The sequence below is a fragment of the Schleiferilactobacillus harbinensis genome (genome assembly GCF_008694105.1).
Classification (GTDB): domain Bacteria; phylum Bacillota; class Bacilli; order Lactobacillales; family Lactobacillaceae; genus Schleiferilactobacillus; species Schleiferilactobacillus harbinensis.
This window is the reverse complement of record NZ_CP041364.1, coordinates 3,010,986-3,022,349: the sequence shown is the minus strand read 5'-3', so window position 1 is coordinate 3,022,349 and position 11,364 is coordinate 3,010,986. Positions and strand designations below refer to the sequence as shown.

Sequence of the window (11,364 nt, the reverse complement as noted above, 5' to 3'; positions counted from 1 at the left end):
CCCTTACACAGTGGCCGGGGTATCGGCGTACCGGACCCGGCTCATATCCACGTTGCTGTTCAGTACTTCGGCGATGTGCATGATCTTGATCGGCTCTTTGCGCCGGGAGAACCGGCCGCCAATGTTCATCAGGCAGGCTTGATCCGCCCCAATGAGAATGTCGGCGCCGGTACTGGTCACATCATCCACCTTTTCATCCACCATCAGTTTCGAAATCTCCGGTTCCTTAACTGAAAACAATCCGCCGAAGCCGCAACAGTTCTCAATGTGCGGCAGCGGAATCATCTGCAGGCCCTTGACGTGGTCCAGCAGCACAAATGGCGCGACCCGTTCCCCCAATAGACGGGTCATGTGGCAAGACCGGTGGAACGTGGCCTTCGCATCCAACTCCGCCCCAGCATCGATGATATGCAGCACGCGATACAGAAATTGGGAAAATTCATAACTCTTATTCGCCAACATCTCCGCCTTGGGCCCGTACTCCGGGTCATCGGCCAAGTGCATCCGAAATTCATGCAGCATATTCACGCAGGACCCCGACGGTCCCACGATATAATCACAGTCGACACTCAACAACGCATCGACTTCGTTACGCATCGTCTTCTGGCTATTGATCACATAGCCGCTATTGAACGTCGGCTGACCGCAGCAGATCTGCTTCTTCGGCAATACCGTGTCACAGCCGAACCGTTCCAATACCTCCACCATCGCGGCCCCGACATTGGGGAAGAAAAGATCCACGACGCAGGTTGAAAAGACTACAACTTTCATTTTTCGCACCCCGCTCCCTCTAAACATACCTAGGTCTCTTTTAGTGTACTGCTGGGTATGAATAAAGTACAGCGGTTTCACCCAGGAACGCAAAAAGCGGTGGGCCGATAATCCTATGATTACCAGCCCACCGCTTATTTGTTCACTGAGTGATTAGCAGATCTTGCCGCCTAAAGCTTCCATATCGGCCTTGGTGATCTGACTCGGATCAGCCTTGGTCACTCGCATCGCACCATCCAGCAGCCCACCGTCAGAGCCCAAGCCCAGCGCGGCGTTGTTGAATTGCAAGTACAAGCCGTTTTCCAGGTAAGGTGTTTCTTCCTTTGATGTGAACATCTTGTAGCCGCCGTTGTTTTCTAACGGAATGGTGTAGTCAGCATCCGGTTGGTCAGAAAGGACCAGTTGGAACTTGCCGCCCACAGAGCAGGAACCGCCCAGCTTAGAGAACTTGCTGGAACCGTCGTCCAAACCCAGAAAAACGTATTGATCCGGGGAGATTTTCTCTGCCAAATAGTCGCGGGCCGTGTCTTTGATGTTGATTTTCATCAGTCATCGATCCTTTCTTTGTGATCCATTCAATTGTGTACAATCTTTTCAACGAATTCAGTATACCACGATTCCGAGACGCGGGCCAATACGTTTTGAAAAATATTGTATTTATATTTACATTGCCATTTCATTGTAGTAAGGTGAGATAAATTATTTATGGGGGGCTTTTGGATGAGGATCACAACAGGATTTAAAGCGGCGGGCGCGGCAGTGGCGACATTAATGCTGTTGGCCGGCTGTCAAAACAAAGCGAGCGGGACAAGCGCCAGCAAGTCGACCTGGTCCCGGATGGAGAGCGACATCATTTCCACCATGGATCCGTCGAAATCCACCGATGCCATTTCCGGTACAGCAATCAACGACACCACGGACGGCCTCTACCGGTATTCCGGCACCGAGCTCAAACCGGCGATTGCCACGAAAATCGTCAAGCCCACCAAAAACGGGACTGTCTATACCTTTAAACTGCGGGATGCCAAGTGGAGCAACGGCGATCCAGTAACGGCTGATGACTTTGTTTTTGCCTGGCGGCGCACCGTTGATCCGGCCACGAAGTCCCAATATGCGTATCTCTATTCCGGCGTGGTCAACGCCGATGCGGTCATGAAAGGCACGAAGAAGCCGGCAACGCTGGGCGTTAAGGCCTTGGATAAGCACACCTTGCAGGTGACTTTAGAGCACCCGATCCCCTATTTCCAAAAGATGATGGTCAATGGGCCTTTCTTCCCGCAAAATGAAAAATACGTCAAAAAGATGGGCAGCAAATACGGGACCCAGGCGAAATACACCCTGGCCAATGGCCCGTACAAGCTGACCGGTTGGAATGGGTCGAATAATTCTTGGCAAGAAGTCAAGAATCCGACCTATTGGAACGCTAAGAACGTTCACATTGACCAAATCAATGTCACCGCGGTGAAGGACGCTACCACGGCGATGAACCTCTTCCAATCCGGCAAACTGGACGATGCCGCACTGACCGGCGATCAAGCGGCCCAGGCAAAGACCCAAAAGGATTACCGCGGCATCAAACAAACCAGTGTCTTCTATTTGGAACTGAATGAGAAGAAGGTCCCTGCCTTCAAGAACACCAAGTTGCGCCAAGCGATGTCCATGGCAATCAACCGGGAAGAATACATCAAGAAAGTGCTCCAAGATGGTTCGATCGATGCGCCCACGGTCACCCCCAGCGGCTTGGCCGAGAATCCAACCACGAAAGAGGATTTCTCTAAAGAAGCGGCTCAGGGTTACACGAAATATACCAGCTATAATCCTAAGGAAGCCAAAGCCCTGTGGACTGCTGGTATGCAGGAAGTGGGCAAGCAGAACCTGACCTTGGAACTGTTGACGGATGACACCGATAACGCTAAACGGTCGGCTGAATACTTCCAGAACACCTTGGAGAAGAATCTCCCGGGTCTCAAGGTGACGATTTCGACGGTACCCTTTAAGACCCGGCTCACCCGCAGTCAGGACGGCCAATTCGACATGGTTCTCTCTGGCTGGAGTGCCGACTTCACCGATCCCATCACCTTCTTGGACCTGTTCACCACCGACGGCAGCTATAACGACGGCAAGTGGTCCAACGCGACGTTCGACAAGCTGATCAATGAAAGCCAGACCACGTATGCGACCAACGAAACCAAGCGCTGGCAAGTCATGGTTCAGGCGCAGCAGCTGCTGACGCAGGAACAGGGCGTCATTCCAATCTATCAACGGGTCCAAGCCCACCTCGTGAACCCGAAGATTCAAGGCTTGAAGACCACCCCCGGCGGCACCTTTGATCTGATTGGGGCAAAGATCAAAAAATAGAAACAAGTCCACGTAAAAGCACGCCAATAGGCCGACCATCCGATACGGGATAGCCGGCCTATTCTATTGCCTTAAATGCCATCCGTCAGTGTCCACGTCAATTTTGCTTGATATTGATGATTGGCCTGAATCGTGGTGGTGCCTGATACACCGGGTACAGTAAGCTGCGGCGGATTCAGCATGATCATCGTCGCCCCTGCCTTTGAATTTTCGACTGTGAACAATGTGACATCACTGCCGCCAGTGTACACCTTGAAACTGGGCATGCCTGCTCCGAGTTGTTGGAAGGTCAGAAATGACTGCTGCAAGCCCACACTATGCTGGCTGTCGGTCTGGTCAATGAAGTCGCCGGCCTGCACACTGATGCTGAAAGGCGACCGGAAAACTGTCCGGTTATCCGAGTAAATCAGCTGATTGCCGGCAGCGTTTTGATTGGCATAGGTGGTCGTCTGATAGGGAATAACCTGCTTGCCGAAATCTAACGTCGGCGGCGTTAAGCTGATTAAACCGACTTGGCTCGTGTACACACCCGCTGCAATTTGTCCCAAAGCAGCAGCATCGTTGGTGCTCAATGCACCAGTAGCAGGAATCGTGTACGCGTTTTGGGTTAAATAATACGCCGTACTGCCATCATTCCCGGTTATTTTAGGATCAAATGCCGAATTAGTCGTGACATCGTATCCGCCATTCAACTTGGTGAGCGAATAATGCAAGGCCTGTAAATCAGCTTGGGCAATGCCAATTTTGAACGTTCCCGCACTGGGTATTGCTAACTGATAGTCACCGCTGCTGTTAATACTCACTGGCGCAGTGCTGAGAAAAGTCGGCGCGCTGCTCGGATCGTAATGGGCGGCCACGGTCCACGCCCCTGTGGTCGTATTTTGTTTGAATAACTGGAACCGGATGGGCTGCTTAGTGCCATCCAGCTTGCTCTCCATGTTCGTATAAACACCGTCAACATCAGTATCATACCAGGCTAAGCCCCTATCCGTATAACCAACCATAACCACACTTTTGGCCGTGGTGACGTTGCCCTGCGCATCGGTATAACTGATACTGATTGGATATTGACCAGCCGCATTCGTGTTCACCTGATCCACCCCAGTGGCTTTGACATCCGTAAGCGACAAGGTCTTACCATCCGGGCCAGTCAGTTGTTGGACACTGTCGCTCAGCTGCCACTTGCTCCCCGGAGTGATCATCACTGGTTTAAGTTGCAAGTTAGTTTTGATTGGGCTGACCTTGATTGTATAAGTCTGACCATCCACAGCAGGGTTTGCTGTTGGTGCAGACCACCTAGTTGGTACAAACGGCACTGCCGGATCCGTCAAGGTTCCCGAGTCAATTGTCAAACTCGGTCCCCAATATTCACTGCTCTTGAGACCAAGACTCGCCAAAGTATCAACGAGCCCAACCCGCGAATACGTCGTCCCAGTCTGGCCCACTTTCGTTATTGTCTTAATCGTTGCGCCGGTATCGGCGTTCACTACATTATAGGTCTCGGTGACAGTAGCATCAGTCAAATTCAGGGTACGTCTAATGTTGCCATAAGAAATGGCTGAAATATAAGTGTCTGGTGCCTGAGAAACACCGATTTGGCTAGGCTTGATTGTGGGATAAGGATCGCCAAGCCCGGGATACGCACCAAAACCAGCAAACAAAACGCTGTACTTCAATAGTTCATCATCGTTGTTGGCATTAAATTGCACTGCATTTTGTTCGCTGATACTGAGGTCTTTTTTGGCCTTAATTTGGATCGGCACGGGAAACTTGACCCAGTTCGTCGGTTCGCCACTCATCTTAGTGGCGCCATCATTGGGCCGGAAATAGAAGACTTCTCGGCCATCCGTCGTATTGTCCAGTTGATAAACTTTGATGCTTGCTATGGTGTAGAAATGTTGTCCGCCTTGCATATAATTCTGTAAGCCCGTCACAAAAGTGTTCGCGGCCTCCTGTATTTCTGCTAATTGGCCCGTTACCTGAATCGGTAATACCAAATAAAAGCCATATAGCTGCCCATCACTAGAAGTATTATAGGCATTGATGTTTATTTCCCCCGTACCGCCATAAATTGCATAACCAGATGCATCGATATAGAAATTGGACAAGTGGGGCCGTGCGGTGAGCGTCGGCGCCGTTGGCAGCGCATCCTTTGCGAATAAGCGGGCACTGCTCGCGCCCACGGCTAACGGATCACTCTGCCGCACCACCGCAGACGGCGTTGCGGCCGTGACCGTTTGGGCAGACACCAAGCCAAATAGAGTGACACTGAGCCCTACAATGACCACCTTGATAGATTTGTAACAAGCGTCCCATATGCTATCCCAAACCACCGTTCTCGCCCCCTGCCATGAATGGTGATGGTTATTACGACACCAATATAACATTCACCTTGGTCAATGTATATTTCAATGGACAAATATTTCCCACTTGGTGACCAGTAACAAGTTGCCTGTCAAGCTCCATAATCTTTGTTACGCCAGCCGTTTCCTCGACCTCAGAATATTTTTTTACATCCTGCTGCACACCATCAGTAAGCGCCCTCATTCCCCATTTTTTTAGTCCACGGTATGGGAAAAATGACAAATTAAAAACGTTCGGCGATTCCCCCCCGAACGTTCCTATACAGCTTTACCGCTTACAGCACCGCCCCATTGCTCTGAATAGCCTCTTTCAACCACGCATAACTCTTCTTTGGCACCCGCTTCAGATCCTTCAAATCGTGGTTTCCGCGGTTCACATAAACCACGCCATAGCGCTTATCCATATTACCCTGAGAACTGGGAATATCGATCAAGCCCCAACCCAAGTAGCCCAGGACGTCCACGCCTTCAGCCACCGCATCCTTCAAGGCTTGAATGTGTTCGCGCATATACAGGATCCGCGCATCATCCTGGATCATGTGCTTACCGTCCCAATGCTCCCGCAAGCCGATCCCGTTCTCAATCGGGAAGACCGGCACCCGGCCGCGGTTATAGAGATCGTGCAGGACCGTATTGAAACCCTGGGGATCCACCTGCCATTGCCATTCATTCGTTGGCAGATACGGACTGTGCCCCACCCCAACTTGCGGATAGTAATTCGGCACGGTCCCCAGCGGAATCTTAGTACTGTCCATCACGGCACTGGAATAATAACTGAAGCTCAGGAAATCGCTGCGGGTCTGGCTGATAATATCCAGTTCTGCCGGCTTCAAGATATCCGCCAAATGGTTGCGCTGCATGAAGCTCACAACTTCCGGGGAATATTGGCCGGTGGTAAAAATATCCACCAGATTATCCATCACATATTCCTTGAACCGGCGCACTGCCGCCACGTCTTGGGGATTGGCTGTTGCCGGATAAACCTGCTGGTACGCGACCATGCCGCCAATTTGCAGCTCCGGATAATCGGCGTGCACCGTGTTCGCCACCAGCGCATGGGCCAGCGCCACATTGTGCTGGATCTGGTAGAGATCATGGAGCGAGCGGGGCCCTTCAAGGTAGCCGGCGATCACGAAGGCATCGGTCAGACTATAGAGATTCTGTTCATTAAAGGTAATCCAGTACCGTACCCGATCGCCGAACCGCTTCAGCATTTCTTGGGCGTAAACATAGAACGCGTCCACCACGTGCCGATTCAGGAAGCCGTTGTATTTCTGGGCTAAAGCCAAGGGCATGTCGAAATGATACAGACAAATCATCGGCTGAATGCCGGCCGCCAGCAGATCATTGATCAGCCGATCGTAAAAGGCGATCCCCGCTTCGTTAAACACCCCCTCGCCCGTCGGTTGAACCCGGCTCCAAGAAATTTGGAAACGATAGAAATTCATCCCCAAATCTTTCATCAGCGCGATATCTTCGGGATAGCGGTGATACTCGTCAATCGCCACGGACCAGTCGCTGGCGTTCTCCGTGGCCGGCCGCACATCATACACCGACGGGCCCTTGCCCCCTTCGTTCGTCGCCCCTTCGGTCTGCATACTGGATGTGGAATTACCCCAGAAAAAATCGTCACGCAATGTCGTCATGATTTCGCATTCTCCTTCACATACTGATTTATCTTCAGTATAAGGGATTCCTGCGGCGGGCGAAAGGGCTTTCCGGCCTTGCAATTATTGGTCCAGCCCGGTAGACTGAAGCATACTTAGGTACGTTGAGGTGGGACAGCCGTCCCAAGGAGGAAATTATGCAGAATTCGATTTACGGTCTCACCCAAGCCCAATTACAGGACTGGATGGCGGCCAATGACCAGAAAAAATATCGTGCCGCCCAAGTTTGGGAATGGCTCTATCAGCACCGGGTGACTTCGTTTGCGGAAATGAAGAACCTGCCGGATGCCCTGATTGCGCAATTGAACGACAACTTTACGTTCAGCCCGCTCACCGTGGTGCAGAAACTGACGGCCACGGATAAAACGACGAAATGGTTGTTCCGGATGGCCGATGGGCTGCTCATCGAAACTGTCCTGATGTACATGGATTACGGTCTTTCGGTCTGTGTCACCACCCAATCCGGCTGCAACATCGGCTGTACCTTCTGCGCCAGCGGTCTGATCCGGAAGCAGCGGGACCTGACGGCCGGCGAAATTGTCGCCCAGATCATGCAGGTCCAGCATTACCTGGACGCCGCCGGCGAGGGCGAGCGGGTCAGCCATGTTGTCGTGATGGGCATTGGCGAACCGTTTGATAACTTCACCAACGTGATCAACTTCATTCATATTATTAATGATCAGCACGGTTTGGATATCGGTGCCCGCCACATCACCGTATCCACTTCTGGGCTGGCTAATAAGATTCGGGAATTCGCCGACCTGCACCTGCAAGTCAATCTGGCTATCTCGCTCCACGCTCCGAATAACGACCTGCGCAGCAGCATCATGCGCATCAATCGGGCGTGGCCGCTGGAGAAATTATTTGCGGCCATTGATTACTACACAACGACCACTAATCGGCGGATCACCTTTGAATACATCATGCTCAATGATGTGAACGACCATCCAAAAGAAGCCCATGAACTGGTGGAACTGCTGACGCCATTCAAGAAATTGGCTTTTGTGAACCTGATCCCCTACAACACCGTTGTGGAACATCCCCAATACAGCCGCAGCACCCCAGAGAATATTGCCAAGTTCCACGACATTGTTTACCGCGGCGGCATCAACTGCGTCGTCCGCAAAGAACACGGCGGCGATATCGACGCCGCTTGCGGCCAGTTGCGGAGCAATATGCTGCATAAGAAGAACACGATTGGTGTGCGCTTGCCGGAGAACGCTCAGGCGGCTCAATAGGCCAAGCAGCACAAACAAAAAGGACGATTGCCCGCCAGCACCATGGCCGAGCAATCGTCCTTTTTAACGCATCAATTAGTCTATTTCCACGCCCACGGGTCTTCCCGCCAGGTCAACAGCGATTCCCGTTCCTCAGCGGTCAAAATATGAGCCTTCTCGGCTTGATGGATCAGCGTCGTATAGTTAGTCAAGGTGTGCAGCGGCAACCCCGCCTTGGCAAAGTTTTCCGTCGCCGCGGGCAATTCATACGTGAAGATGGCGGCGACACCGAGTACCTTAATGCCTGCTTTTTCCACGGCCTCCGCCGCTTTAAGCACACTGCCGCCAGTGGAGATCAGATCGTCGATCAGAACTACTTGGGCATCTTGGGCCACGTGCCCCTCCACCTGCTTGCCCGCGCCATGATCCTTAGGCTTAGACCGCACATACAGCAGCGGCAGGCCCAACCGGTCGGCGGTACTGGTGGCATGGGGAATCCCCGCGGTGACGACGCCGCCGATGTCGGTAACGGTCGGATATTCCGTCATGATCAGCCGGGCCAACCCCGCGCTGATCCGGCCGCGAATCTCCGGGTAGCCGATAGTCAACCGATTGTCGGTATAAATGGGGGCCTTGATCCCGCTGGCCCACGTGAAAGGCTTGTGCGGGGCGAGGGTGACGGCTTGGATATCCAGTAAGTCTTTGGCGATCTGTTCATTAGTTTGCATTAGCGGACGGTACTCCCTTCGAATTGTTGGCGGATGGTGTGATAAGCGGCCAGCGGATCGCTGGCTTGGGTGATGGACCGGCCGACGACGATACCGTCGCTGCCCAGTTCCGCGGCCCGCTGCGGCGTGACGACCCGGGACTGGTCATCCCGGGCATCGGCAGCCAGTCGAATACCGGGATTCACAGTGAGGAAGCCGCTGGGGGTGGCGTCATGAATCTTGCCGACCTCCAGTGCCGAACTGATGACACCGTCCGCCCCAGACGTGGCGGCCAGCTGCGCCAAGTGCACCACGGAATCCAGCAGGGAGAACTCGTCGTTTTGCATCGTGCAGTGCATCGCCCGTTCGTCCATGGAGGTGAGTTGGGTAATAGCCAGCAGTTTCGGTGCTTTCGTCCCGGCTTCAGCAGACCCCTCCAGCAGACCCTCTTTCGCCGCGCGGATCATGTCCGCGCCGCCCAGGCCGGTGACGGTGGTCAATTCCGCGCCCAGCCGGCCGATTTGCTGCATGGCTTGGTGGACGGTGTGGGGAATATCGTACAGCTTCAGGTCCAAGAAGACGTGATAGCCCTTGTCCCGGAGTTGGGTAATAAACTGCGGCCCCTCCCGGTAAAACAGCTCCATGCCAACCTTGACCCAAAGACCGGATTCGCCTTTAAACTGATCCAAGAGTGCCTGCGCCGCGCTGCCATCCACGAAATCCAACGCGATAATTACTGGTCTATCCATCATCCGCCATCCTTTGCCAATTGTTGCCCCTTCACCGGTCTTGCCTACAAAAAAAGCTTTGGCCTATTCCGCGCGCCAAAGCTCCCCAGACCGAATACCGGTCTGTTCCGTTCACTTCGGAGCCTCGCAGGACTCGGTTAAAGTGGCTTGTTTGATTTGTTCAATACCATACGACATTTTAGGGCGTTGGTCAAGGGTGGTTATTTCACGCTGCCGACCAAAATCTCTTCAATCCCCGCCGGAATATCCCGCGGCTGGCTCACGATCACGTCCGCCCCCGCTGCACTGAGCTCCGACCGATCGCCGAACCCGTACAGCACGCCGATCGTCGGCACACCGTTATCGCGACCGCCGATCATATCCGTGTTGCGGTCACCGATCATGATGCTGTTGCTGGCCGCCGCGTCTGCTTCTTTCAACGCATAGGCCAATACGTCAGTCTTCGAACTGCGGATGGATTCGTCCATCGTAGCGCCGTAAAGCCCGCTGAAATAAGGATTCAAATCAAAATGCTGGACGATTCGGTCAATCATCGCTTCCGGCTTCGTGGAAGCCACATTCATGGTGAAGCCCGCTGCGTGCAACTGCTGCAAAACTGGAATCACACCAGGATAAATCTGCATTTCAAAGATGCCCTGATCGGCATAATACTCCTGATACAAATCAATTGCTTGCTTCACCGCCGTGTTATCTAAAGTCGGGTAAAACTGATGCATACTGGCGCTCAGCGTTGGCCCGATAAACAACCGATACTGATCATTGGTCAACGGCGTCAACTGCATTTTTTTGACAAAGTATTTAATACCGGCCACGATGCCTTGCTCAGAGTTAGCAATCGTACCGTCAAAATCGAAGAAAAGTTGTGTCACATGCGTCCCGCTTTCTATAATGAGTAAATTGTCCTCATTATACCAGTTCCTTCAAACAGTCTCCACGCCGGTACGGAACATGACCAGCGCCGTGTCCAGTGTCAGCCGGCCAGAACGCTGACGCATGGCGGGCATGGGCAAAAAAGCCGACAGGATGGTTAGAAAATAGAGGGTAATATCCCGAATGGCATAAGCCGGCTGCAGCTGCGCCCGGTAGGCGGCAAAAAAAGCATCCAGCGGCAGTAAAAATCCCTTTTCCCAAGCAGCGACAACGGTTTGCCGGACAGCCGGCCCCATTTGAAATACATCATGCAGCACCAATTGCAGATCCATCGGGTCTTGATTGGTGAGCTGATGGCCCAGCCGCTGCAGCTTGACGGCAAAACTCGCCGACCCAGCGGTAGCCTTAGTGATCAGGGCGGCCATGGCGTCACTGACGTGCATCACGACAGTGAGATAGAGTTTCTCCTTGGTACCGAAATAATGATAAATCAAAGGCTGCCGCACATCGGCGGCTTCCGCGATGGCCCGGGTGGTGACGCTGGTGTAACCCTGGGTCATGAATAAGGCTTGGGCCGCGCGCAGGATTTTCTGCATCGTGTCCTGTTTTTGCTTTTCTCGTAAGTTCAATTATTTTTCAGTCCTTTTCGTTTATCAACTGAT

10 protein-coding genes are annotated in these 11,364 nt (G+C 52.9%); 2 read left to right on the top strand and 8 right to left on the bottom strand.

What is annotated here, in order from left to right; translation table 11 throughout:
• Window positions 1-3: 3 nt before the first annotated feature.
• Together FMM01_RS14925 and FMM01_RS14920 are read right to left on the bottom strand one after the other, a co-directional pair.
• Window positions 4-771 carry a (Fe-S)-binding protein gene (locus FMM01_RS14925; protein WP_146994074.1) on the bottom strand — a complete coding sequence of 256 codons (768 nt, stop codon included), beginning with the start codon at window positions 769-771 and terminating at the stop codon, window positions 4-6.
• Between the two features lie 153 nt (window positions 772-924).
• On the bottom strand, window positions 925-1,317 hold the full coding sequence (locus FMM01_RS14920) for an iron-sulfur cluster biosynthesis family protein (RefSeq protein ID WP_150393042.1): 393 nt from the start codon (window positions 1,315-1,317) through the stop codon (window positions 925-927).
• A 174-nt stretch (window positions 1,318-1,491) separates the two neighbouring features.
• Here FMM01_RS14920 and FMM01_RS14915 point away from each other — a divergent pair, with 174 nt between their 5' ends.
• On the top strand, window positions 1,492-3,129 hold the full coding sequence (locus FMM01_RS14915) for a peptide ABC transporter substrate-binding protein (protein ID WP_063517013.1): 1,638 nt from the start codon (window positions 1,492-1,494) through the stop codon (window positions 3,127-3,129).
• 71 nt (window positions 3,130-3,200) lie between these two features.
• Here the strand turns inward: FMM01_RS14915 and FMM01_RS14910 are convergent, their stop codons facing one another.
• Both FMM01_RS14910 and FMM01_RS14905 read right to left on the bottom strand, forming a co-directional pair.
• Window positions 3,201-5,462 carry a bacterial Ig-like domain-containing protein gene (locus FMM01_RS14910; RefSeq protein ID WP_150393041.1) on the bottom strand — a complete coding sequence of 754 codons (2,262 nt, stop codon included), beginning with the start codon at window positions 5,460-5,462 and terminating at the stop codon, window positions 3,201-3,203.
• Window positions 5,463-5,767: 305 nt separating this feature from the next.
• Window positions 5,768-7,138, bottom strand: a complete 1,371-nt coding sequence (locus FMM01_RS14905; RefSeq protein ID WP_150393040.1) for a glycoside hydrolase family 1 protein — start codon at window positions 7,136-7,138, stop codon at window positions 5,768-5,770.
• A gap of 158 nt (window positions 7,139-7,296) precedes the next feature.
• On the opposite strand from FMM01_RS14905, the gene rlmN reads away from it, so the two are divergent.
• The gene (rlmN, locus tag FMM01_RS14900) at window positions 7,297-8,397 is read left to right on the top strand and encodes a dual-specificity RNA methyltransferase RlmN (RefSeq protein ID WP_150393039.1); all 1,101 of its coding nucleotides are present in this window, start codon (window positions 7,297-7,299) and stop codon (window positions 8,395-8,397) included.
• Between the two features lie 80 nt (window positions 8,398-8,477).
• Here rlmN and pyrE read toward each other — a convergent pair whose 3' ends face one another.
• The 4 genes from pyrE to FMM01_RS14880 all read right to left on the bottom strand — a co-directional run bounded on the left by pyrE (window position 8,478) and on the right by FMM01_RS14880 (window position 11,331).
• Entirely contained in the window at window positions 8,478-9,104 is a 627-nt protein-coding gene (pyrE, locus tag FMM01_RS14895) for an orotate phosphoribosyltransferase (protein WP_063516077.1), read from the bottom strand.
• Window positions 9,104-9,832: an orotidine-5'-phosphate decarboxylase gene (gene pyrF, locus FMM01_RS14890; protein WP_150393038.1), complete on the bottom strand. Its 729-nt coding sequence runs from the start codon at window positions 9,830-9,832 to the stop codon at window positions 9,104-9,106. The genes pyrE and pyrF overlap by 1 nt, the downstream gene beginning before the upstream one ends.
• Before the next feature lie 200 nt (window positions 9,833-10,032).
• Window positions 10,033-10,701, bottom strand: a complete 669-nt coding sequence (locus FMM01_RS14885) for an HAD hydrolase-like protein (RefSeq protein WP_146994066.1) — start codon at window positions 10,699-10,701, stop codon at window positions 10,033-10,035.
• A 51-nt stretch (window positions 10,702-10,752) separates the two neighbouring features.
• A complete protein-coding gene (locus FMM01_RS14880; RefSeq protein ID WP_027828753.1) occupies window positions 10,753-11,331 on the bottom strand; it encodes a TetR/AcrR family transcriptional regulator in 579 nt (192 codons plus the stop codon).
• Between the last annotated feature and the right edge of the window lie 33 nt (window positions 11,332-11,364).